24 protein-coding genes are annotated in these 23436 nt (G+C 70.5%); 18 read left to right on the top strand and 6 right to left on the bottom strand.

What is annotated here, in order from left to right; all coding sequences use genetic code 11:
- Positions 1 to 24 precede the first annotated feature (24 nt).
- Entirely contained in the window at positions 25 to 1275 is a 1251-nt protein-coding gene (locus tag ACQHII_RS07835) for an alpha-L-fucosidase (RefSeq protein WP_427918567.1), read from the top strand.
- Between the two features lie 177 nt (positions 1276 to 1452).
- Complete coding sequence (locus tag ACQHII_RS07830; RefSeq protein ID WP_427918566.1) at positions 1453 to 2337, top strand: sulfotransferase family protein; 885 nt, start codon at positions 1453 to 1455, stop codon at positions 2335 to 2337.
- Between the two features lie 3 nt (positions 2338 to 2340).
- On the opposite strand, the gene ACQHII_RS07825 is transcribed toward ACQHII_RS07830, so the two are convergent.
- Both ACQHII_RS07825 and ACQHII_RS07820 read right to left on the bottom strand, forming a co-directional pair.
- On the bottom strand, positions 2341 to 4026 hold the full coding sequence (locus ACQHII_RS07825) for a carbohydrate binding domain-containing protein (RefSeq protein ID WP_427918565.1): 1686 nt from the start codon (positions 4024 to 4026) through the stop codon (positions 2341 to 2343).
- Between the two features lie 154 nt (positions 4027 to 4180).
- Positions 4181 to 5329: an ATP-grasp domain-containing protein gene (locus ACQHII_RS07820; RefSeq protein WP_427918564.1), complete on the bottom strand. Its 1149-nt coding sequence runs from the start codon at positions 5327 to 5329 to the stop codon at positions 4181 to 4183.
- A gap of 325 nt (positions 5330 to 5654) precedes the next feature.
- Between ACQHII_RS07820 and ACQHII_RS07815 the strand changes: the two genes are divergently transcribed.
- Both ACQHII_RS07815 and ACQHII_RS07810 read left to right on the top strand, forming a co-directional pair.
- Positions 5655 to 6563: a metallophosphoesterase family protein gene (locus ACQHII_RS07815; RefSeq protein WP_427918563.1), complete on the top strand. Its 909-nt coding sequence runs from the start codon at positions 5655 to 5657 to the stop codon at positions 6561 to 6563.
- On the top strand, positions 6511 to 7191 hold the full coding sequence (locus ACQHII_RS07810) for a 4'-phosphopantetheinyl transferase family protein (RefSeq protein WP_427918562.1): 681 nt from the start codon (positions 6511 to 6513) through the stop codon (positions 7189 to 7191). The genes ACQHII_RS07815 and ACQHII_RS07810 overlap by 53 nt, the downstream gene beginning before the upstream one ends.
- A gap of 40 nt (positions 7192 to 7231) precedes the next feature.
- On the opposite strand, the gene ACQHII_RS07805 is transcribed toward ACQHII_RS07810, so the two are convergent.
- Positions 7232 to 7459 (bottom strand): hypothetical protein, encoded by a 228-nt coding sequence (locus tag ACQHII_RS07805; protein ID WP_427918561.1) that lies wholly within the window; start codon positions 7457 to 7459, stop codon positions 7232 to 7234.
- 218 nt (positions 7460 to 7677) lie between these two features.
- Between ACQHII_RS07805 and ACQHII_RS07800 the strand changes: the two genes are divergently transcribed.
- Positions 7678 to 8703 (top strand): alpha/beta fold hydrolase, encoded by a 1026-nt coding sequence (locus ACQHII_RS07800; protein ID WP_427918560.1) that lies wholly within the window; start codon positions 7678 to 7680, stop codon positions 8701 to 8703.
- A 33-nt stretch (positions 8704 to 8736) separates the two neighbouring features.
- Here the strand turns inward: ACQHII_RS07800 and ACQHII_RS07795 are convergent, their stop codons facing one another.
- A complete protein-coding gene (locus ACQHII_RS07795; RefSeq protein WP_427918559.1) occupies positions 8737 to 9393 on the bottom strand; it encodes a helix-turn-helix domain-containing protein in 657 nt (218 codons plus the stop codon).
- A 223-nt stretch (positions 9394 to 9616) separates the two neighbouring features.
- Here ACQHII_RS07795 and ACQHII_RS07790 point away from each other — a divergent pair, with 223 nt between their 5' ends.
- Positions 9617 to 10279 (top strand): hypothetical protein, encoded by a 663-nt coding sequence (locus ACQHII_RS07790; RefSeq protein WP_427918558.1) that lies wholly within the window; start codon positions 9617 to 9619, stop codon positions 10277 to 10279.
- 190 nt (positions 10280 to 10469) lie between these two features.
- Here the strand turns inward: ACQHII_RS07790 and ACQHII_RS07785 are convergent, their stop codons facing one another.
- Both ACQHII_RS07785 and ACQHII_RS07780 read right to left on the bottom strand, forming a co-directional pair.
- Positions 10470 to 11231 carry a cache domain-containing protein gene (locus ACQHII_RS07785; RefSeq protein ID WP_427918557.1) on the bottom strand — a complete coding sequence of 254 codons (762 nt, stop codon included), beginning with the start codon at positions 11229 to 11231 and terminating at the stop codon, positions 10470 to 10472.
- A gap of 39 nt (positions 11232 to 11270) precedes the next feature.
- Entirely contained in the window at positions 11271 to 12014 is a 744-nt protein-coding gene (locus tag ACQHII_RS07780; protein WP_427918556.1) for a FadR/GntR family transcriptional regulator, read from the bottom strand.
- Between the two features lie 113 nt (positions 12015 to 12127).
- Here ACQHII_RS07780 and ACQHII_RS07775 point away from each other — a divergent pair, with 113 nt between their 5' ends.
- The 12 genes from ACQHII_RS07775 (at position 12128) to ACQHII_RS07720 (ending at position 23330) form a co-directional block, all read left to right on the top strand.
- Entirely contained in the window at positions 12128 to 13165 is a 1038-nt protein-coding gene (locus ACQHII_RS07775) for an ABC transporter ATP-binding protein (protein ID WP_427918555.1), read from the top strand.
- Between the two features lie 72 nt (positions 13166 to 13237).
- A complete protein-coding gene (locus tag ACQHII_RS07770; RefSeq protein WP_427918554.1) occupies positions 13238 to 14431 on the top strand; it encodes an ABC transporter substrate-binding protein in 1194 nt (397 codons plus the stop codon).
- Positions 14432 to 14435: 4 nt separating this feature from the next.
- On the top strand, positions 14436 to 15299 hold the full coding sequence (locus tag ACQHII_RS07765; protein ID WP_427918553.1) for an ABC transporter permease: 864 nt from the start codon (positions 14436 to 14438) through the stop codon (positions 15297 to 15299).
- Between the two features lie 36 nt (positions 15300 to 15335).
- A complete protein-coding gene (locus ACQHII_RS07760) occupies positions 15336 to 16151 on the top strand; it encodes an ABC transporter permease (protein ID WP_427918552.1) in 816 nt (271 codons plus the stop codon).
- 49 nt (positions 16152 to 16200) lie between these two features.
- Complete coding sequence (locus tag ACQHII_RS07755) at positions 16201 to 16554, top strand: VOC family protein (RefSeq protein ID WP_427918551.1); 354 nt, start codon at positions 16201 to 16203, stop codon at positions 16552 to 16554.
- A 109-nt stretch (positions 16555 to 16663) separates the two neighbouring features.
- Entirely contained in the window at positions 16664 to 17824 is a 1161-nt protein-coding gene (locus ACQHII_RS07750; RefSeq protein ID WP_427918550.1) for an NAD(P)/FAD-dependent oxidoreductase, read from the top strand.
- Positions 17821 to 18129: a (2Fe-2S)-binding protein gene (locus tag ACQHII_RS07745; RefSeq protein WP_427918549.1), complete on the top strand. Its 309-nt coding sequence runs from the start codon at positions 17821 to 17823 to the stop codon at positions 18127 to 18129. Before ACQHII_RS07750 ends, ACQHII_RS07745 begins: the two co-directional genes overlap by 4 nt.
- Positions 18122 to 19528, top strand: coding sequence for an FAD-dependent oxidoreductase (locus ACQHII_RS07740; RefSeq protein ID WP_427918548.1), 1407 nt, complete (start codon positions 18122 to 18124; stop codon positions 19526 to 19528). The genes ACQHII_RS07745 and ACQHII_RS07740 overlap by 8 nt, the downstream gene beginning before the upstream one ends.
- A 31-nt stretch (positions 19529 to 19559) precedes the next feature.
- Positions 19560 to 20456: a dihydrodipicolinate synthase family protein gene (locus ACQHII_RS07735; protein ID WP_427918547.1), complete on the top strand. Its 897-nt coding sequence runs from the start codon at positions 19560 to 19562 to the stop codon at positions 20454 to 20456.
- Positions 20457 to 20492: 36 nt separating this feature from the next.
- Positions 20493 to 21494, top strand: a complete 1002-nt coding sequence (locus ACQHII_RS07730; protein ID WP_427918546.1) for a proline racemase family protein — start codon at positions 20493 to 20495, stop codon at positions 21492 to 21494.
- Between the two features lie 58 nt (positions 21495 to 21552).
- A complete protein-coding gene (locus ACQHII_RS07725; protein WP_427918545.1) occupies positions 21553 to 22245 on the top strand; it encodes a GntR family transcriptional regulator in 693 nt (230 codons plus the stop codon).
- Positions 22246 to 22331: 86 nt separating this feature from the next.
- Complete coding sequence (locus tag ACQHII_RS07720; protein WP_427918544.1) at positions 22332 to 23330, top strand: LacI family DNA-binding transcriptional regulator; 999 nt, start codon at positions 22332 to 22334, stop codon at positions 23328 to 23330.
- Positions 23331 to 23436: the final 106 nt, after the last annotated feature.

Genomic DNA, 23436 nt, shown 5'->3' with positions numbered 1-23436 from the left:
CCTTGTACGTAACGGAGTTCAGCCGTGCCCATGCAACCGTGGTTCACCGACGCCAAGTTGGGGATCTTCGTCCACTGGGGGATCTACGCCGTCGACGGCGTCCAGGAGTCCTGGTCGTTCTACGACGACATCGTGCCGCACGACGAGTACATGTCCCAGCTCGACCGGTTCACCGGCGCGAAGTACGACCCGCGGGCCTGGGCCGGTCTGTTCGCCCGCGCGGGTGCCAGGTACGCCGTCCTCACCAGCCGCCACCACGACGGAGTGGCCCTGTGGGACACGGAGTACGGTGACCTCAACCTCGGCAAGGACTACCTCACCGGCTACGCGGACGCCCTCCGCGAGCAGGACCTCAAGGTCGGCCTCTACTACTCGCACTCCGACTGGAACCACCCCGACTACGCCACCACCCGCAAGCCGGGACGCCCGCCGGAGCAGGAGGACAACCGGTACTCCGAGTGCTCGGCCGAGGACGAGGACCTCGCGGCCTGGGAGCGGTTCATCGCCTACCGGGACGGCCAGATACGGGAGTTGGCCTCCCGCTACCGGCCCGACCTCATGTGGTTCGACGGCGAGTGGGACCGCAGCGAGGAGCAGTGGCGCATCAAGGAACTCGCCGCGCTGATCCGCTCGTACTCACCCCATGTCGTCTTCAACGCCCGCATGCTCAGCGAGGGCGACTACGCGACACCCGAACAGGGCGCCCCCATCGAACCCCCGGACGGGCCCTGGGAGTTGTGCCTCACCATCAACGACTCGTGGGGCTACCAGCACCACGACGACAACCACAAGTCGCTGAGCCAGCTGATCCGTTACTTCACGGAGACGATCGGCGGGGGCGGCAACCTCCTCCTCGACGTCGGCCCGACGGAGGACGGCACGATCCCGCAGCCGCAGGTCGAGCGCCTCGAAGGTCTGGGGGAGTGGATCCGCAAGCACTCCGAGGCCGTGTACGGCACGGTCCGCGGTCTGCCGGCCGGGCACCACTACGGGCCGAGCACCCTCTCCGCCGACGGCCGCACCCTCTACCTCACCCTGTTCGACGTCCCACGCGCCGAGATCGGCGTCCGAGGGCTGGTCACCCCGGTCCGCCGGGTCACCGTGCTCGGCACCGGCACCGAACTCGCCCACCGCGTGATCGGCGGACTGCACGAGGCCGTCGGCGTGCTGTGGATCGACCCGCCCGCCGGCGCCGACCTCGACCCGCACGCCACCGTGCTGGCCGTGGAACTCGACGGGGAACTGGAGCTGTACCGCGGCTCGGGCCGCTTCTGAGACCCTCACGCCTCTCGGGGTGCGGACGAGTTCCCATCAAGAATTAAGAAAACGGTAAGCGGGCAGGTCGGCGGCTCTTTTCCGCAGATTCCGGCCCGCTCCGTTCGACTCCGGGACACCTGGAGTTCGCCTGCCCCCTCTGAGATCCGAGGGGAACGGCGAGAGAAAGGTGTCAGCATGCGAGACCCGCGGATGTCCGCGATCGGCAAGGGGCTGCGGCGGCGGGGGAGGCTGATGGCGCAGGCGGTCAGCCCGCCGCGCCGTCACCTCGACGCGCTGCCCGCGCCCCGGCAGGCCGCCGACGGCTACACCGCGCCGCGCGCCCCGCGCCTGGTGGACTCGCCGGTGTTCGTGCTGTCCTCCGTGCGCTCCGGCTCCACGCTGCTGCGGGTGCTGATGAACAGCCACAGCCGGATCCGCGCCCCGCACGAGATGCATCTGCGTACCCTGCACGTCCATCTCTCCCGCGAGTTCAGCGACGACGCCATGCGGGAACTCGCGCTCGACAAGGAGGAGTTGGAGCACGTCCTGTGGGACCGGGTGCTCCACCTCGAACTGGAGCGCAGCGGCAAGGACGTCATCGTCGACAAGACGCCGCCCAACACCCTCATCTGGCCGCGCCTGCACCGATGTTGGCCGCACGCCCGCTACATCCTGCTGCTGCGGCACCCCGGCGCTGTCGTCGCCTCGCTCACCGCCCGCCGGGACGACCCCGACCACGAGGCGATCCGCGCCGAAGTCCTGGGCTACGCCGAGAAGTTGGAGGAGGCACGGCAGAACCTCGACGCCCATGTGATGACGTACGAGGACCTCACCGCCGAACCGGAGAAGGCGACCCGCGGCCTGTGCGAGTACCTCGGTGTCCCCTGGGAGAGCGGCATGCTCGACTACGGCAGCAAGGACCACGGCGTCTACCGGCCGCAGCTCGGCGACTGGAGCAGCACCCTCAGGTCCGGCCGGGTCCAGCCCGCCCGCACCGCCGATCCGGCGGTCGAACTGCCGTCCAGGCTCGCGGAGTTGGCGCGGGCGTGGGGGTACCCCGACGAGGTACCCCCACGCTGACGCTCAGCCGGTGAAACCGGCCGTGATGGATGTGAACTGCCAGGTGTTCTGGCTGATGCCGGAGCAGTTGCTCACCACTCCGCCGCCGGCGCACCCGCGGTCACGGTTGACCGACCAGAACGCGAGCCGTGCGATGTGGTGCGAGTTCGACCAGTCCTTGATCGAGGTCCAGATCGCCGGGGTGGTTGTCTCCGACTGGTCGGAGAGACCGTTCATGCCGGAGATCCCGATGTGCGAGTAGGCCGTCGCGTCGTCCCACCCGAAGGTGGACTTCAGCTTGGTCTTCAGGCCCTCGGCCGCGGCGACCGTGTTGCCGTACATGTCGGCGCCGCCGCCGAAGTCGAACGGCATGATGGTGAAGACGTCGATGCCGGCGTTGAGAGACTGCGCCTGCTCGATCAGCCGGTTGCCGTAGTACGTCGGGCCGGTGGTCGAGGTGCCGAAGGTGACGATCGTCCTCAGGCCCGGGTTGTTGGCCTTGACGGTCTTCAGCGCGGTCAGGATCTTCGCCTGGACGGCCTCGTTCTCGAACTCGTCCGTGTTCTCGATGTCCATGTCGATGGCCTTGAGACCGTAGGCGCTGATCACCTTCTGGAGCGCCCCGGCGAGCGCGCTCGCGGAGGAGCAGTTGGCGCCGAGCTTGCTGCCCTGCCAGCCGCCGAACGACGGCACGATGTCACCGCCGGCCGCGCGGATCTGGTTGATCGCGGTCTGGTCGACTCCACCCGTCAGGGCCCGGCTGCCGTCCCACGCGGGGTTGCAGCCGCCGGAGTCCAGCACGAACGCCATCGTGAACCACTTGATGCCGGTCGCGCTCATCACCGTGCTCGGGCTCGGCGGATCGCCCCAGCCCTCGTACAGATAGGGCGCGGCCTGCTTGAAGCCGGTGCCGCCGCCGGTGCCCGCGTCCGTCGTGACGCTCACGGAGTTGGAGGCCGCGGAGGAGTTCCCGGCCGCGTCCCGCGCCTTCACGGTGAACGTGTAGGCGGTGCTGGACGAGAGCCCGCTGACCGTGGCGCTCGTACCGGAGACGCTGAGGACCTGGTTGCCGCCGCTGTAGATGTCGTACGCCGTGACGCCCACGTTGTCGGTCGAGGCGCCCCACGACAGGGACACGCTGGAGGACGTCTTGCCCGTGGAGGTCAGTCCGGTCGGCGCGGTCGGGGCCTGGGTGTCGCCACCGCCGCCACCGCCGGGACCGTCGAGGCTGATGTCGTCCGCGTAGTAGGTGCCCTGCGCGTACCAGCCGTGGACGTAGATGGTGGCGCTGGTCTGCGAGGCGCCGGTGGTGAACGACGTCGTCAACTGGGCGTACGACGACGGGGACGAAGTCCACGTCGAGGAACCGCCGTTGACACCGAGGTAGACGTAACTGCCGCGCACCCAGCCGCTGAGCGAGTACGCCGTGTTCGGTTGCACGGCGACCGTCTGGGAGCACTGTGCGGTGTCGCTCGAACTCACCGCGCCCGCAAGGGCCTTGGAGCCGCCGTGCACCGGCGAGGAGACCACCGAGCCGAGGTTTCCGGTGCAGGACCAGGGGGACAGGGAACCCGACTCGAAGCCGGGGTTGGTCAGGACGTTGGCCGCCTGCGCGGTACCGGGCAGCGCGATGGCCCCGGCCATGGCCAGGGCTGCGGTGCCGAGCAGGGCGAGGAGGCGACGTCTGGAACGTCTGAGTGTGTCGCGCACGCGATCTCCCTGAAGGAATGGGGGTGTTCGGGAGTGCTGGAAGGTGCGCAACCAATTTGGTCTGGACCAATCACGGTGTCAAGACGCTGCTCCATGATTGGCCCGGACCGGTATGAAGTTGTGGTGCGAGGGAGGAAGGGGAGACCCGGGAGGCCTAGGCGCGGGCCGCCGCGCGGCTGACCGGCTCCGGTGCGAGGGCGCTCTCCGGCTCCGCCTCGGTCTGCGCCGGCACCGTCGGGAGCAGCGGCTCCGACTCCTCCGCGCGCTGGTGCGGAAGCGTCACCGGACGCAGCTGACGCGGACCTGAGACCACCGCGTAGTCCGCGCCCAGGAACGGCGGCTCCATCGTGCCCGGGTCCTCACCGAGCGCCAACTGCACCGCCGCCCAAGGGGCGTTGACCCCGCACAGCGACAGCTGGTGCAGGCCGCCCGCGGGCCGGGTGTTGACGTCCATCAGCACCGGCTTGTCGCCGAACATCCGGAACTGGATGTTGGACAGGTAGTGCAGCCCGAAGCCCTCCGCGATCCGGCGGGCCGGCTCCAGCCACTGCTCGTGCAGGGTGAAACCGCGCCGGCGGCCGTTCTTCGTGCGGCCCACGGCGAGCCGGACCAGGTTGTCGGGACCGGTCAGGCAGTCCACCGACACCTCCGGCTCCTCAAGACGCGGCATGACCAGCCAGTCGACCTGCTCGTCGGCCTGCTCCAGCGCCGCGACGACCGTGTCGAGCGGGACGTAGGGGCTCGGGAAGCCGTTGAGGTGCATGAGCGAGAAGGGGGCGCGCGTGATCACGCGGAAGCCCACCCCGCCCGCGCCGGACGCCGGCTTGAAGCACGCCTTGTGCCCGGCAGCCTCCAACTCCTCGACGGCCGCGACGAGTTCGGGCGCCGTACGGACCCGCCACCACGGCGGCACGGGCACGCCGATCGCCTGGACGGCCTCGTAGGCGATCACCTTGTCGTGGAAGACGGCGACGGCCTCGGGGGTCGGCGCCAGCAGTGCCGTGCCCACCGCCTCGAAGTCCGCGCGGTGCGCGACGATCTCCGACTGGTGCAGGCGGGGCACGAACACGTCGATGCCGCGGCGGGCGCACTGGTCGAGGGCGTACTCGACGTAACCGGCCGGGGACAGGCCCTCGGGCTCCAGGTCGGCGGTGTCGGCGGCGGCCAGTACGGGGGAGTCCGCGTCGCCGTGCGTGGCATGGATCTCGACGGCCCGATCGCTGGGATTTCTCCGCAGCTGATCCATGAAGAACACGTTCTCCGCGTACGTGCGGTTGAGCCAGACGCGTACGCGAGAGACCATGCAGGGCCGTCCTTTCGGGTTCGCGGGCACGGCGGAGCGAGGCCGTGCCCGGCCAGGGTGGTTGGAGGGACACCAAACCGCCCTCGGCGAAGAGGCGTTCGTGGCGGTGGTGTTGGGGCGATCATACGGCTTTCAAGGGGTGCCGCGTGCAACGCCCGTGTTACGGATTTCCCGATCCTGCCCACCCGGCGCGTGAACTCCCGCCGTCGGCCCGCTCCGACCGGCCCGTTCATCCCCCGGCGCCCCCGCCCGCCGTCTTGTCGCGGAACCGCGGGATGTGATCTCGTGACCTCATTCGTGCGCGTACAGGCGGAGGGGGCGAGGGGTGGAGTCGACGGCCGGCGGTGCCGGACAGCTGCTGGCCATCAGCGACCTGCACATCGGGTACGCCGAGAACCGCGCCCTGGTCGAGAACATGCGCCCCGGCACGGACGAGGACTGGCTGATCGTGGCCGGCGACATCGCCGAGACCGTGGCCGACATCCGCTGGGTCCTCGAACTCCTCGCCGGCCGCTTCCGCAAGGTCCTGTGGTCCCCCGGCAACCACGAACTGTGGACCCACCCAAAGGACCCAGTCACCCTGCGCGGCGTCGCCCGCTACGACCATCTCGTCGCCCTGTGCCGGGAGTTGGGCGTCCTCACCCCCGAGGACCCCTACCCGATCTGGGAGGGCCCCGGCGGCCCGGTCGCCGTCGCCCCGCTCTTCCTCCTCTACGACTACTCGTTCCTCCCGCCCGGCTGCGCCACCAAGGACGAGGGACTGACGTACGCGCACGGCACCGGCATCGTCTGCAACGACGAGTTCCTGCTGCACCCCGACCCCTACCCCAGCCGCGAGGCCTGGTGCCGGGCCCGGGTCGCCGAGACCGAACGCAGACTCACCGGGATCCCCGACACCCTGCCCACGGTCCTGGTCAACCACTACCCGCTGGACCGGCACCCCACCGAGGTCCTGTGGTACCCCGAGTTCGCCATGTGGTGCGGCACCACCCTGACCGCCGACTGGCACCGCAGATTCCGCGTGGACACCATGGTCTACGGCCATCTCCACATCCCGCGGACCACCCACCACGAGGGGGTCCGCTTCGAAGAGGTGTCCGTGGGATACCCCCGCGAGTGGCAGAAGCGCCCGGAACCCCCGGGACGACTGCGCCGCATCCTGCCGATGGAGGTCGGAGCCGGTGATCGAGGAGCTGCTCCCGGAGTCCGTGGTGACCGTGGAGACACACGGTGACGAGGGGTTCCAGGACGCCCCGCTGTACCCCGGGGAAGAGGCCCGGGTGGCCGGCGCGGTGCCCAAGCGGCGGCGCGAGTTCACCGCCGTACGGGCCTGCGCCCGGCGCGCCATGGAGAAGCTCGGCGTGCCCCCGCAGCCGATCCTGCCCGGTGACCACGGCGCGCCGACCTGGCCCGCCGGACTCATCGGCAGCATGACCCACTGCGACGGCTACTGCGCCGCCGCGCTGGCCCGCGCCACCGACCTCGCCTCGCTCGGCATCGACGCCGAACCCCACGCCCCGCTCCCCGACGGCGTCCTCCTCGCCGTCTCCCTGCCCGCCGAACAGGAACGGCTGACACGGCTCGCGGCACAACTGCCCGCCGTCCACTGGGACCGGCTCCTGTTCAGCGCCAAGGAGTCCGTCTACAAGGCCTGGTTCCCCCTCACCGGGAAGTGGCTGGACTTCTCGGAGGCCGACATCGAGCTCTTCGCCGACCCCGGCGACGAGACGCGCGGCGGTCTGCGCGCCCGTCTCCTCGTCCCCGGCCCGGTGGTCGACGGCGAGCGCCTCGACACCTTCGAGGGCCGCTGGACCGTACGACGGGGACTGGTCGCCACGGCGATCACGGTCCCCCATCCGTGAACCACTTCATCCCCGCCCCCTCCTCTTCCCCGACCCCTCGTCATCCCTCCGGGCACCAGCTCGCCAGCAGCCTGAAGAACGCCTCCTCGTTGCCCGCGAGTCCGGCCTCCGTCAGGGCCTGGTCCGCCTCGGCCAGCACCGAGGGTGGGACCAGGACGGGGCGTGGGTCGCCCGGGGGGCCGTCGAAGGCGGCTCTGACCGTGTGCAGCAGTCGTAGATAGGCCTGGACGGCGGCGCGCTCGCGGTCGGTCATCACTGCGGTCTGCATAGGACGGCTCTCCCCTGATCGGCGTCGTGCGCCCCCGCACGGCGGTGGCACGACTCCAGCTTGCCGCGTGCCACTGACAATCCCGTTTTCCCCAGCGTGGGTTCGCCCGCTTAGCGGAGGCGAAACGTCCTCGAAACGCCCGGTGGAACAGCGGCCCTACGCTGGGAGGAAGGGCTTTCGGCCGTCCGCCGGCGGCCGGGTGAACGGGAGGTGGGTGGGTGGAGGACGTACCGGCACGGCGCCCGGCGCGCGCCGCACGGCTGCGCCCGGTGGGCGACGCGGAACTCCAGCTCCAGTACCGCGTCGTGCACGGATACCGCCGTGCCTTCCGCATGGCGGGCAAGGGCCCGGCGCTGGTCCTCATCCACGGCATCGGCGACTCCTCGGCCACCTGGGCGGAGCTGATCCCGCAGCTCGCCCGCACCCACACGGTGATCGCCCCCGACCTCCTCGGCCACGGCGCCTCCGACAAACCACGGGCCGACTACTCGGTCGCCGCCTACGCCAACGGCGTGCGCGATCTGCTCACCACCCTCGGCATCGAGTCGGCGACGCTGCTCGGGCACTCGCTGGGCGGGGGAGTGGCGATGCAGTTCGCCTACCAGTTCCCCGAACGCACCGAGCGGCTCGTCCTGGTCAGCGCCGGCGGTGTGGGCCGCGAGGTCAACCCCGTGCTGCGGCTCGTCACCCTTCCGGGTTCCCATCTCGCCCTGTCCGCCCTCCGGTTGCCCGGCATGCGCCTCCAGGTCGGCCTCGCCGTGGGTCTGATGAGACTCCTCGACACCGACCTCGGCCGGGACGCCCCCGAACTCCTCACCCTCGTCGACGCGTTGCCCGACGAGACCGCCCGCAACGCCTTCATCCGCACCCTGCGCGCGGTCGTCGACTGGCGCGGCCAGGTGGTGACCATGCTCGACCGCTGCTATCTCACCGAGGGCATGCCGACCATGCTGCTGTGGGGCGACCGCGACAGCGTGGTGCCGGTACGGCACGCCCACGGCGCCCACGAGGCGATGCCGGGCAGCCGGCTGGAGATCTTCGAGGGGGCGGGGCACTTCCCGTTCCACACCGACCCGGCCCGATTCCTCGCCCTGGTCACGGAGTTCACCGCCACCACCACCCCGGCCCACTGGAGCCGCGAGCACTGGCGCGACCTCCTGTGCGAGGGCCGGCCCGGTGTCACGGCCCAGGGCGACGCGACGGAACGGGACCTGCGGGAGGCGAGCGAACGCAGCGCGACCTGACGGGACGTCAATTCCCGTTGCCGCGGCCCCGGATCACGCCTCCGGGCGCTTCACGCTCTCCAGGAGCATGTCCAGCCACTCGGCGACCTTGTCGCGGTGCTGGTCGGTCGGCAACTGCGCGGCGCGCCAGGCGATTCCACGCACCCCGTGGTCCTGGAGCAGCCGCTCCAGCGGGTCGCCCGCGGCCTCGGCCGCCGCCCGCTCACGGTCGGCGAGCTTCTGCAACAGCTCCTGCTCGGTGCGCTGGAGGGCACCCGCGAGGGCTTCGGGGTCCTCGGCCGTGAGGAATCCGGCGTGCACCCGGAAGAAGCGCTGGAGCGCGTCGCAGTGCTCCATCGTGGGACGCCGGTCGCCGTTGATCAGCGCGCCCGCCTGCTGGCGCGACATGCCCGCGCCGTCCGCGATCTCCTGCTGGGTGTACTTGCGCCCGTTGGGCTTGAGCCTGGTGCGGCGCAACAGGTCGAGGCGCTGCAGGAACCGGGCCTGCACATCGGGCTCGCCCGCAGGACGCCCGCTCAGCAGGGCCCTGACCACCGGGTCCGGGACACCGGAGGCCACGGAGAGCCGGCCCACGTGGAAGACCTCGGCCTGCGGGACGTCGAGCCGCTCGGCCAGCGTGGCGACGCGGTCGACGACGGCGGGCAGCACGGCACTTGCCGTCGCGCCCGGTACCTCGAAGCCATCCGACACCGACAGATCTCCCACGTCTCTCACAGGCCTCTCACAAACGGTGGCCGTGAACATCCCGGAGGGTAGCGGTTCGTTCGAACTCGCATCCAGGTCTCGCCACAACTGTGGCCAATTTCAGCCGTCAACAAGCATGAAATGCCACGATAGTTGACACGGCAAGAGTCGGGGCAGCAGGATCAGTGCGCCGCGAGAAGGCCGCATAGGCAAGAGGGGTGACCTCCCGATGGCGTACCAGGCAGGTGGGCAGCGGTCCGCACCGCGGCCCGCCCCCGAGAGTCCCGAGGCCCAGGCGTATCTGCTGGACTACGCCACGCTGCTGGAGGCCGTCCCCTTTCCCTCCGTCGTCATGGACCACCGCTGGGACGTGGTGCTGGCCAACGGTGCGTTCAAGTCACTTTTCCGGGCGGTCGGTCCGCATCCGACGGCCATGCCGGGCGACAACTTCCTCCGGTTCGTGCTCTTCCACCCCGACGCGAGCACGGTTCTGGGTGAGCACGAGTCGAGTTGGTGCCTGCCGATGCTGGCCCGCTTCGCCTCCGCCGTGGAGAGCCACGGCCACGACCACGGCCTCCAGGCGATCCGCCGCGACATCGCCCAGGACCCGATCATGGAGGCCGCCTACCGGCAGGGCCTGCCGCACTGGATCCGCGCGGTGGGCGAGGAGGCCGTGGAGCACGACGGCGCGGTCCGTCCCGTGCTGCACCCCGATCCGCGTTGGGGCGTCACGGACTGCCGGGTCGTCGGCGAGACCCCCAAGACCCTTGAGAACATGGGCTATACGCGACTGACGCTGGTCCTGCGCGAGGCCCGCCGCACCCCGCCGCCCAGGCCCCGCAGGCCGGGCCGCGGCGCGGGACACCTGAGGGTGGTCCCGGCGGCCGACTGAGCACCGCCCCGACCCGCTTCATCATGAGGTGAGTTCGGTCACCGCTTGGACTCGCTTCACCACGAGGGGAGTTCGGTCACCGCTTCGACTCGCGTCACCACGGGGCGAGTTCGGTCACCGCCTCGACGGGCGCCACCACCGGGCGAGTCCGGCCTCCATCTCAACTTGCGCCTGTACCGGCCGGGTTCGGTCATCGCTCGGCGACGACCAGCACCAGCGGCACTCCGTCGCACGGCACCAGCCGCAGCCCTCGCGCATACCCGGCCCGGCCCGCCGCGAGCGCCTCCGCGAAGTCCGGGCCCTTGCTGAGCGAACCGACCAGGTGACGCGGGTCGGTGGACGCGGCGACCCGGCCGCGCGCGTTCACCAGCCGTGCCGCACCGGGCAGTTGACGCAGCATCGGCATCACGGCCGCCTCGAAGTGCCGCAGATACACGTCCGCCGCGGCCACCCCCGCGAACCGTCCCTCCATGTGCACCGGCGCGGACAGGGTGAGGCTGTACTCGTCCGAGCAGAGGTAGTCGACGTACGGCCCGGCGACCGCCCGCTCCCCGGTGTCGCGGGGCAGCGCGAACCAGTCCCAGTGCGTGTAGTCGGCGTACGCCGAGTGCTCGGGATCGAGGTCGAGCAGCAGCGGCCGGATGCCCCCGTCGGCGGTGCTCTGCCACCACTCCAGCCACGCCGGTACGTCGCTCAGCAGTCCCGGTGCGGCGACGAAGCCGACGCCGGACACCAACTCGTGCCGGGCCAGCCGGAGATGGAGGCCCGGGCGGAGTGCGGCGAGGTCGACGGTCGCGGGGCGGCGGCCCTGTGCGGCCACCTTGGCGAGCAGCGCCATCGTGTCGGCGCGGGTGGCGGCCACGGCGTCGAACACGGACTCCAGGGCCGAGCGCACCCCGGCCGCGACGGACTGCTCGGGTGCCGTGGCCGGCGGTGCCGTCGCGAGGCTCATGCGTGCCCTCCAGCAGACGGGGAGCGGACGCGGTGCCGGCTACAGGGCCAGCCGCTCGGCGATCAGCCGCGCCGTCGATTCCTGCACGCACCGCTCGGCCAGCTCCCTGGCCGAATCGTGGGCCCCATCTTGCACGGCCGAGATTACGGAGCGGTGACGGTCTGCGGCTTCTTCACGATATTCGTCGCTGCCGAGCACCAGACACAGCAGCGCCCCGACCTCGGTCTGCAACGCGACCTGCTCCCGGGTGAGCCGGGCCGACTGCGCGGCGGCGGCCAGCTCGACATGGAACCGGCCGTACACCCGCCCGCGCGCCGCCGCATCCTCGGCCTGCGTCAACTCATCGGCCGTACGCCGTAGTTGGACGAGATCCTCGGGCTCGGTGCGCTCCGCGGCGAGCCGGGCCGCGGTGCCGGACAGGGCGGCCCAGTGGTCGCCGAGGTCGCGCAGTTCCTCGGTGCTCCAGCCGCGCAGCCGGACCTTCAGCCGCTCCTCGCCGGGGACCTCGGGCAGCGACACGAAACTGCCGCCGCCGCGCCCGCGCCGGGTGGTGACCAGACCCTGCTGGCGCAGCGCCATCAGCGCCTCCCGCAGGGTCACCGTGGACACACCGAGCTGCCCGGCGAGCTCGCTCTCGCCCGGTAGCTGCTCGCCGTCGGCGAGCAGGCCGAGCTCGATGGCGTCCCCGAGCCGGCTGACGACGGCGTCGACCCGCGCCCGGTTGTCGACCGGGGCGAAGACGGCTTTTCGGGCGCCGCCGTTGAGGTGCTGCTGCTGGTTCACGGCCACCACCTTGCACGTTGACTCAAGCTTTACCCTAAGGGGGCCTTGAGCTTTGAACTATGACTTCATATGTTTCCGTGCAACGTCACAGAGCACCAGAAAGGTTCCCGCCCATGGAGGGGATTGCGATCCGGCTGCGGGATCTGCGGAAGTCGTTCGGCGAGACGACCGCCGTGGCCGGCGTCGACCTCGAGATCAGGGACGGCGAGTTCTTCTCGATGCTCGGCCCGTCCGGCTCGGGCAAGACGACCGTGCTGCGCATGATCGCCGGCTTCGAGAGCCCCACCGGAGGCACCATCGAACTCGCCGGCCAGGACGTCACCGGCCTCGCCCCCTTCGAGCGCGACGTCCACACCGTCTTCCAGGACTACGCCCTCTTCCCGCACATGACCGTCGAGCAGAACGTCGCCTACGGCCTCAAGGTCCGCAAGGTCCCCAAGGCCGAACGGCTCGTCCGCGCCCGAACAGCCCTCGCGGAAGTACGACTCGAGGGCTACGGCGCCCGCCGCCCCGCCCAGCTCTCCGGCGGCCAGCGCCAGCGCGTCGCCCTCGCCCGCGCCCTCGTGGGCCGCCCCCGGCTGCTGCTGCTCGACGAACCGCTCGGCGCCCTCGACCTGAAACTGCGCGAGCAGATGCAGGTCGAACTCAAGGCGCTCCAGCGGGAGGTGGGCATCACCTTCGTCTTCGTCACCCACGACCAGGAGGAGGCCCTGACGATGAGCGACCGCATCGCCGTCTTCGACCAGGGCCGCATCCAGCAGGTCGGCACCCCCGCCGAGGTCTACGAACGCCCCGCGACCCCGTTCGTCGCGTCCTTCGTCGGCACCTCCAACCTGCTGGCGGGCGAGGCGGCCGAGCGCATCGTCGGCACCACCGGCACCTACAGCATCCGGCCCGAGAAGATCCGCGTCCTCAAGGACTCCGACGGGACCGGCGAACCGGACCACGAGAGCGCCGCCGGCACCGTCGCCGAGGTCGTCTACCTCGGGGACTCCACCCGCTTCCTCGTCGACCTCGACGCAGGCGGCCGGCTCACCGCGCTCCAGCAGAACCTGGAGACCTCCGCCGAGGACGTGGCCGCCTACCGCGGCAGCCGGGTGCGACTGCAATGGCACCGGCGCCACACGGTGCACGTCCCCGACCCCCGCTGACCCCGCTCGCTCCTCCGCCCGTCCCTTCGCCGTCCGCTCGCTCACCCATCTCCTTCACCCATGGAGAACGCCGTGCGTCTCACCCGAACCCTCCAGGTCACGGCCTGTGCCGCCGTCCTGCTCGCCGCCACCGCCTGCGGCTCCTCCGACAGCAGTTCGTCGGGCGGCGGCCTCAACCCCCCTGACCTCAAAGCCCAGTCGAAGCTCGGCAAGAGCGAGGGCGAGGTCAACCTGATCGCCTGGGCCGGCTACGTCGAGGACGGCTCCAACGACCCCAAGGTCAACTGGGTCAGCGACTTCGAGAAGCAGACCGGCTGCCAGGTCAACTCCAAGGTCGCCGCCAGCTCCGACGAGATGGTCAAGCTGATGAAGACCGGCGAGTACGACGCCGTCTCCGCCTCCGGCGATGCCTCGCTTCGCCTCATAGCCTCCGGCGACGCCGCCCCCGTCAACACCAGCCTGGTCCCCAACTACAAGGACATCTACCCCGACTTGAAGCTCCAGGCCTGGAACTCGGTCAAGGGCAAGGCCTACGGCATCCCGCACGGCCGCGGCGCCAACCTGCTGATGTACAACACACAGAAGGTCTCCCCGGCCCCCACCTCCTGGGCCGCGGTCTTCGACGACGCCTCGAAGTACAAGGGCCACGTCACCGCCTACGACTCGCCGATCTACATCGCCGACGCGGCCCTCTATCTCAAGGCCACCAAGCCCGAGTTGAAGATCAAGGACCCCTACGCGCTCGACCAGACGCAGTTCGACGCGGCCGTCGCCCTGCTGAAGAAGCAGAACGCGGACATCGGCGAGTACTGGAGCGACTACCTCAAGGAGATCTCCGCCTTCAAGAGCGGCGACTCCGTCGTCGGCACCACCTGGCAGGTCATCGCCAACCTCACCGCCGACGAAGGCACCAGGATCAAGGCCTTCGTACCCAAAGAGGGTTCGACCGGCTGGTCCGACACCTGGATGATCTCCGCCAAGGCCCAGCACCCCAACTGCGCCTACAAGTGGCTCAATTGGATCGTCTCCCCGAAGGTCAACGCCCAGGTCGCCGAGTACTTCGGCGAGGCCCCGGCCAACGCCAAGGCCTGCGAGGAGACCAGCGACAAGAACTTCTGCACCACCTACCACGCCGCCGACACGGCGTACTGGAAGAACATCGCCTTCTGGAACACACCCATCGAGCAGTGCCTCGACGGCCGCACCGACGTCAAGTGCGTGCCGTACGCCAAGTGGGTCCAGGCCTGGACCGAGATCAAGGGCTGACCCAATGTCCCTGCTCAACCGGACCGCGGGGGCGCTGTACCGGCGCCCCCGGCTGCGGCTCTCCCTGCTGCTCACCGCACCGCTCCTGTGGCTCGCGGTGCTCTATCTCGGCTCGCTGAGCGTGCTGTTCGTCTCCGCGTTCTGGACGACGGACTCCTTCACCTCCGAGGTGGTGAAGGTCTTCTCGACCGACAACTTCCACGAGCTGTTCACGGTGCCCGTGTACCGGCAGGTCGTCCTGCGCAGCATCGGCGTCGCACTCGCCGTCACGGTCCTGTGCGCCGTGATCGCGTTCCCACTCGCCTTCTACACGGCCCGAGTCGCCAAGCCGAAGTGGCGCCCGCTGCTCGTGGTCGCCATCCTCACCCCGCTGTGGGCCAGTTACCTGGTCAAGGTGTACGCGTGGCGGCTCATCCTCTCCCAAGGCGGCCTGGCCGACTGGATGTTGAAGCCGTTCGGACTGAGCGGCCCCGGCTTCGGACTGCCGGCGGCCGTCCTCACGCTCACGTACCTCTGGCTGCCGTACATGGTGCTGCCGATCCACACGGCACTGGAGCAACTGCCCGCCAACCTCCTTGACGCGTCGGCCGACTTGGGCGCGAGGGCCGGGCGCACCTTCCGGTCCGTCGTGCTGCCGATGGTGCTGCCGTCCGTGGCCGCCGGGTCGATCTTCACCTTCTCGCTCAGCCTCGGCGACTACATCACCGTGCAGATCGTCGGCGGCAAGACCCAGCTCATCGGCAACCTCGTCTACTCCAACATCGAACTCAACCTGCCCATGGCCGCCGCTCTTGGAACGGTCCCGGTCGTCGTCATCGTCGTGTACCTGCTCGCGATGCGCCGCACGGGCGCCCTGAGCAGCCTGTAGAACACCACCGACCGCCTCTGAAGGAGGTGACATGTCATGCAACTCTCCCGTTCCGCGCGCATCGCCCTGCGCGTGGCCGCCGGGTTCGGCTTCGCGGTGATCTACGTCCCGCTCCTGCTCGTCCTCGTGAACTCCCTGAACCCGGACCGCAGCGCGAGCTGGCCGCCCTCCAGCCTGACCCTGCACTGGTGGTCCGTCGCCTGGCAGAACTCGGGCGCCCGCGCGGCCCTCTGGGTCTCGGTGAAGGCCGGCCTCGGCGCCACCGCCATCGCCCTGGTACTCGGCACCCTGATCGCCTTCGCGGTCGCCCGGTACCGCTTCTTCGGCCGCGACGCCATCTCCTTCGTCGTCGTACTGCCGATCGCCCTGCCCGGCATCGTCACGGGCATCGCCCTCAACTCGGCGTTCAGCACGGTACTTGAGCCGCTCGGCGTGGGCCTCGGCCTCTTCACGGTGATCGTCGGACACGCCACCTTCTGCATCGTCGTCGTCTTCAACAACGTCGTCGCCCGCCTGAGGCGCACCTCCGGGTCGTACGAGGAAGCGGCGATGGACCTGGGCGCCGACACCTTCCGCGCCTTCGTCGACGTCACCTTCCCGCTGGTGCGTTCGGCGCTCCTGGCCGGCGGGCTGCTCGCGTTCGCGCTGTCCTTCGACGAGATCGTGGTGACCACCTTCACCGCCGGACCCGGCATCGAGACCCTCCCGATCTGGATCTTCAACAACATGACCCGCCCCCAACAGGCGCCGGTCGTCAACGTGGTGGCCGCCGTGCTCGTCCTCCTCTCGGTCCTCCCGATCTACGTCGCACAGCGGCTGTCCGCCGACACGGCCACGGCCAGCCGGGTCTGACGCCGTGAGCACCTGTTTTCCGGGGCGTGGACCGGTCTAAGCTCTGCGGATGGCCTTGGAATGGGAACAGGTAATCGTGCACGCGGAGGACCCGGCGACCCTGGGCCAGTGGTGGGCCACGGCCCTCGGCTGGGTGGTCGTCCACTCCTCCGACGACGAGTTCGAGATCCGCCCGGCACCGGACCGCCTGCCGGGCATCGACTTCGTACGGCTCGCCGAGAGCAAGAAGTCCAAGAGCCGACTGCACCTCGACTTCAGGCCCGACGACCAGGCGGCCGAGGTGGCCCGTCTGGAGGCCCACGGCGCCCGGCGCGTCGACATCGGCCAGGGCGAACAGTCGTGGGTCGTCCTGGTGGACCCCGAGGGCAACGAGTTCTGCGTTCTGGGGCAGCGGCACCAGTAGGCACCCCCGAGCGGGGTTGTCCCCGGTCCGTTCCGGCTCAGCGTCCTCGCGGCGGCGACATTCGCGCGGGGACATACTCAGCCAGAGAGGTATGTGACATAGTACTGGCGTGAGTAAGCGACTGACCTGCGATGTCGTGGTCGTCGGAGCCGGAGTGGTGGGTGCGGCCTGTGCCCTCTACGCGGCCCGGGCCGGGCTCGACGTCGTCATCGTCGATCGCGGCCCGGTGTCCGGCGGCACGACCGGCGCCGGCGAGGGCAACCTGCTCGTTTCTGACAAGGAACCTGGCCCCGAACTCGACCTCGCCCTCCTCTCCGCCCGCCTGTGGGCACAACTCGCCGAGGAACTGGGCGAGTTCATCGAGTACGAGGCCAAAGGCGGCCTCGTCGTGGCCTCCACGCCCGACGGGCTAACCGCCCTGGAGCGTTTCGCCGGGGAACAGCGCACTGCCGGAGTCGTCGCCGAACTGGTCGACGCCGAGGCCCTGTACGGCCTCGAACCTCGTCTCGCCCCGGACCTCCCGGGCGGCGTGCGCTACCCCCAGGACCGCCAGGTGATGCCCGCCCTGGCCGCCGCTCACCTTGTCCGGGCCTCCGGCGCCCGCCTGCTCACCGGGCGCACGGTGACGGCCGTACTCCGCGCCGCCGATGGAACGGTCCAAGGCGTCCGCGCCGCCCCGGGTGACATCCTTGCCCCGACCGTGATCAATGCCGCCGGCACCTGGGGCGGTGAATTAGCCGCCCTCGCCGGCGTCACCCTCCCCGTCCTCCCGCGCCGCGGCTTCGTCCTCGTCACCGAACCGCTCCCGCGCCTGATCCACCACAAGGTGTACGCCGCCGACTACGTGGCCGACGTGGCCAGCGACTCGGCCGCACTGCAGACCTCACCCGTCGTGGAGGGCACGGCAGCCGGGCCCGTCCTGATCGGCGCCAGCCGCGAACGCGTGGGATTCGACCGGGAGTTCTCGCTGCCGGTCGTACGAGCGCTGGCGGCGGGCGCGACCCGACTGTTCCCGTTCCTCGCCGACGTGCGGGCCATGCGCTCCTACCTCGGCTTCCGCCCCTACCTGCCGGACCACCTCCCCGCCATCGGCCCCGACCCCCGGGCCCCCGGCCTCTTCCACGCCTGCGGACACGAGGGCGCCGGCATCGGACTCGCCACCGGCACCGGGCACTTGATCGCCCAACTGCTCGGCGGCAAGACCCCCGACCTCGACATCGCACCCTTCCGCCCCGACCGCTTCCAGGACGACGACGAGGAGGCCGAGTGAGATCCGGATCCCCACGAGACCTCGCCGACGCCCACCCGGGACCGGCCTTCACGGTCACCCTGGACGGCCGTGAGATCGAGGCAGCCCCCGGCCAGACCGTCGCCGCCGCACTGTGGTCGGCGGGCGTGACCTCCTGGCGCACCACCCGGGTCGGGGGAGCGCCGCGTGGCGTCTTCTGCGGCATCGGGGTCTGCTACGACTGCCTCGTCACCGTCAACGACCGCCCGAACCAACGGGCTTGCCTGGTGCCGTTGCACCCGGGTGACGCCATCCGCACGCAGCATGGAACGGGCCACGATGACTGAGCGACCGCACCTCGCCGTGATCGGCGCGGGCCCGGCGGGACTCGCCGCCACGGTGGCCGCCGCGGCACACGGCGTCCGCGTCACGCTGCTCGACTCGGCCGCGCAGGCGGGCGGGCAGTTCTACCGCCAGCCCGCCGCCGAACTGAACGCCCGCCGCCCGCAGGCCCTGCACCACCAGTGGCGGACGTGGGAGCGGCTTCGTGACTCCCTCGCGCGACACGTGGAGGCGGGCCACGCAACACACGTGACGGACCATCATGTCTGGTTCGTGGAGCGCAGGTTGGACCGCTTCACCGTGCACGCCCTGGTCGGTCCCGCACAGGAGGACCCGGTCGAGGTCCGCGCCGACGCCGTCCTCCTCGCCACCGGCGGCTACGAGAAGGTCCTCCCCTTCCCCGGTTGGACCCTCCCCGGAGTGCTCACGGCGGGCGGCGCCCAGGCCATGCTCAAGGGTTCCCTGGCTGTCTCCGGACGAACCGCCGTGGTCGCCGGGACCGGTCCACTTCTCCTCCCCGTGGCGACCGGCCTCGCCGCAGCAGGTGTGGAGGTCGCCGCGCTCGTCGAGTCCGCCGACCCCAAGGCGTTCCTCCGACGGACCCGAGCCCTCGTGGCACAGCCCGGGAAGCTCGCCGAAGGAGCCCAGTATGCGGCCCAACTCCTGAGCCACCGAGTCAAGTTGCGCACCCGGCACACCGTCGTCGAGGCGCACGGCGAGGAGCGGCTGGAGGCGGTGACCGTCGCCGCGCTCGACACCGACGGCCGGGTCCGAACCGGCACCGAACGGCGGCTTCCCTGCGACACCCTGGCCGTCGGTCACGGCATGCTTCCGCACACCGAGCTCGCCGAGACACTCGGCTGCCGACTCGAAGGGCTCGCCGTCCACGTCGACGACGAACAGCGCACCGACGTCCCCGGCGTCTGGGCGGCCGGCGAGGCCACCGGCATCGGCGGCGCGGACCTCGCCCTCGCCGAGGGACACATCGCGGGACGCTCCGCCGCCGCCCGCCTGACGGGTGCCGTACCCGACCCGCGAGCGTGGGCTAAGGCAGCCAAGTCCCGTATGGGACTGCGGGAGTTCTCCGCCGCACTCGACACCGTGTACGCGCCGCCCGTCTGTTGGACCGATCTCGTCACCGACGACACGATCGTGTGCCGCTGCGAAGAGGTCACCGGTGGCGCGGTCCGCGAGGCCGTGGCCGGGCTCGGTGCCGGTGACGTACGCACCGTGAAGCTGCTGACGCGGGCCGGGATGGGCTGGTGCCAGGGGCGGATGTGCGGGCCCGCCGTCGCAGGGCTCGCCGGATGCGAACTCACCCCGTCCCGGCGGCCGTTCGCCCGGCCGGTGCCGCTCGGCGTGCTGGCGCGGGCCGGTGAGACCGAGGACGACGGGCATCGATGACATGTCACACCCCATTGAGATGAGGCGCTCCATGACCACCACCCCGAACCGTCCCTGGCGCGGCGTCCTCGTCGCCACCGCGCTCCCGCTGACCGACGAACTCGACGTCGATTACGACAAGTTCGCCGAACACTGCGCCTGGCTGGTCGACAACGGCTGCGACGGTGTCGTACCGAACGGCTCGCTCGGCGAGTACCAGGTGCTCACCCCCGAGGAACGGTCCAAAGTCGTCGAGACAGCCGTCGCCGCGATCGGCGGCGCGCGGGTGATGCCCGGTGTCGCCGCCTACGGCTCCGCCGAGTCCCGCCGCTGGGCCGAGCAGGCCCGAGACGCCGGCTGCGCCTCCGTGATGCTGCTGCCGCCCAACGCCTACCGCGCCGACGAGCGTTCGGTCCTCGCGCACTACGCGGAGGTCGCGAAGGCGGGCTTGCCGATCGTGGCGTACAACAACCCCATCGACACCAAGGTCGACCTGGTGCCGGAACTCCTCGCCAAGCTGCACGGCGAGGGGTACATCCACGCCGTCAAGGAGTTCTCCGGCGATGTCCGCCGCGCCTACCAGCTCGCCGAACTCGCCCCGGAACTCGACCTGTTGATCGGCGCCGACGACGTCCTGCTGGAGCTGGCGCTCGCGGGTGCGAAGGGCTGGGTGGCCGGTTACCCGAACGCACTGCCCGCCGCGAGCGTCGAGCTCTACCGCGCGGCCATCGCTGGTGACCTCGCCACCGCGAAGAAGCTCTACGAGCAGCTGCACCCGCTGCTGCGCTGGGACTCCAAGGTCGAGTTCGTGCAGGCCATCAAGCTGTCCATGGACATCGTCGGACGGTACGGCGGCCCGGTGCGCCCGCCGCGCGTCCCGCTGCTGCCGGAGCAGGAGGCCGTCGTGCGCGCAGCCACCGAGAGGGCGGTCGCCGCCGGACTCGCGTAACTACCCTCGCACCGGCACCGATCCACCAGGAGCGTCATGCGCAGCAAACTCGTCCTGCACGCCGTCGACTCCCACACCGAGGGCATGCCGACCCGGGTGATCACCGGCGGCATCGGCACCATCCCCGGCGCGACGATGAACGAGCGGCGGCTGTACTTCCGCGAACACCGCGACCACATCCGGCAGTTCCTCATGAACGAGCCGCGCGGCCACTCCGCGATGAGCGGCGCGATCCTCCAGCCGCCCACCCGCCCCGACTGCGACTGGGGCGTCGTCTACATCGAGGTCTCCGGCTATCTCCCCATGTGCGGACACGGCACGATCGGCGTGGCGACCGTGCTCGTCGAGACGGGCATGGTGGAGGTCGTCGAGCCGGTCACCACGATCCGGCTCGACACCCCGGCCGGCCTGGTCGTCGCCGAGGTCGAGGTCGAGGACGGCGCCGCGAAGAACGTCACCCTCAAGAACGTCCCGTCGTTCTCCGTGGGTCTGGACCGCAAGGCCACCCTCGCCGACGGGCGGACGGTGACATACGACATGGCGTACGGCGGCAACTTCTACGCCATCCTGCCGCTGGACCAGTTCGAGCTGCCCTTGGACCGGTCCCGCAAGGACGACATCATCAAGGCGGGCCTGTCCCTCATGGAGGCGATCAACGAGCGGGACGAGCCCGTCCACCCGGTGGACCGGTCCATTCGCGGTTGCCATCACGTCCACCTGTACGCGCCCGGTGCGACCGCCCGGCTCTCGCGGCACGCGATGGCGATCCACCCCGGCTGGTTCGACCGCTCGCCCTGCGGCACGGGCACCAGCGCCCGCATGGCGCAGCTCCACGCGCGCGGCGAACTCCCGCTGCACACCGAGTTCGTGAACGAGTCCTTCATCGGCACCCGGTTCACCGGGCGGCTCCTGGGCACCACCGAGGTCGCCGGTGTCCCCGCCGTTCTGCCCAGCTTCACCGGCCGTGCCTGGATCACCGGCACCGCGCAGTACTCGCTCGATCCCACCGACCCGTTCCCGGGCGGGTTCGTCCTCTAGACCGGGGATAATGTCAGGTCACGCGTGACATTGCACGACTTGTACACCAGGAGATCCGATGGCCGTCCAGCGCACCGGCGCCCCGCCCACCGCTGCCCCGGACCTGCCCGCGCTGGGCGGGAAGAGCAGTTACCGCGAGCGGGTCGCCGACGCGCTCAGGGCCGCGATGGTCGCGGGGGAGCTGCGGCCCGGCGAGGTGTACTCCGCGCCGACGCTCGCCGCCCGCTTCGGCGTCTCGGCCACACCGGTGCGCGAGGCCATGCTCGACCTCGCCAAGGAGGGGCTGGTCGACACCGTCCCGAACAAGGGGTTCCGGGTCACCGCGGTCTCCGAGAAGCAGCTCGACGAGTACACCCACGTCCGCGCCCTGATCGAGATCCCCACGATGGTGGGGCTGGCCGGGACCGCCGACCCCGTCTCGCTGGAGGCGCTGCGGCCCGCCGCCCGGGAGATCGTCCACGCGGCCGTGGCCGGCGACCTCATCGCGTACGTCGAGGCCGACACCCGCTTCCACCTCGGGCTGCTCGCCCTGGCCGGCAACGCCCATCTCGTCGAGGTCGTCGGTGATCTGCGGGGGCGGTCCCGCCTCTACGGGCTCACCGCCCTCGTCAAGGAGGGACGCCTGCTGGCCTCGGCCCAGGAGCACCTGGAACTCCTGGACGCGCTTTTGGACCGTGACAAGCGGGCCGTGCGGGAGATCATGACCCGCCACCTGGGACATGTCCGCGGACTGTGGGCCGCACACGACTGATGTCGGGGCCGTGATGCCATGAACCAGTTCCGGTCAGTTGCCCGATAGCGCAAACCGTTTGCGTCACTTGCGCTATTCTTGCGCGCATGACGCGACGACTTGCTGAGGTGGCGAAGAAGGTCGGGGTCAGCGAGGCCACGGTCAGCCGGGTACTCAACGGCAAACCCGGAGTCTCCGACTCCACCCGGCAGTCGGTGCTGTCGGCTCTGGACGTCCTCGGCTACGAGCGGCCCACCCAGTTGCGCGGTGAACGCGCGCGACTGGTGGGCCTGGTGCTGCCCGAGCTGCAGAACCCCATCTTCCCCGCCTTCGCCGAGGTGATCGGCGGCGCGCTCGCCCAACTCGGCCTCACCCCCGTGCTCTGCACCCAGACCAAGGGCGGGGTCTCCGAGGCCGACTACGTGACGCTGCTGCTCCAACAGCAGGTCTCCGGCGTCGTGTTCGCCGGCGGCCTCTACGCGCAGGCGGACGCGCCGCACGACCACTACCGGCTGCTCGCCGAGCGCAACATCCCGGTCGTCCTGCTCAACGCGGCCATCGACCACCTCGGTTTCCCGGCCGTCTCCTGCGACGACGCGGTCGCCGTCGAGCAGGCCTGGCGCCACCTCGCCTCCCTCGGTCACGAGCGCATCGGGCTGGTCCTCGGCCCCGCCGACCACATGCCCTCGGCGCGGAAGCTGGCCGCCGCGCGGGCCCTGTCCCGGGATCTGCCCGACGAGTTCGTGGCGCGCGCCATCTTCTCCATCGAGGGCGGACACGCGGCTGCCTCTCGGCTGATCGACCGGGGTGTCACCGGCATCATCTGTGCCAGTGACCCGCTCGCCCTCGGCGCGGTAAGGGCCGCCCGCCGCAAGGGACTTGATGTCCCGTCACAGATTTCCGTCGTCGGTTACGACGACTCCGCGTTCATGAACTGCACCGAGCCCCCGCTGACCACCGTCCGCCAGCCCATCGAGGCCATGGGCCGGGCGGCCGTCGAGCTCCTGAACTCTCAGGTCGGCGGCGCCGTCGTACCCGCCGAAGAGCTTCTCTTCGAACCGGAATTGGTGGTCAGGGGTTCCACCGCGCAAGCCCCGCGCAGCTGACCGGCGCCCTGCTGTCGAATAATTACAGATTCTGCGCGACATCTTGCGGAGAGATGTCGGCGGTGCTTGAGTGTGGGCGCCCACCGCTCCTGCCCAGAGGGGTCCA

The sequence above is a fragment of the Streptomyces sp. cg40 genome (genome assembly GCF_050320165.1).
GTDB classification, from domain to species: Bacteria; Actinomycetota; Actinomycetes; order Streptomycetales; family Streptomycetaceae; genus Streptomyces; species Streptomyces hokutonensis.
This window is presented reverse-complemented; position numbering and strand designations above follow the sequence as displayed.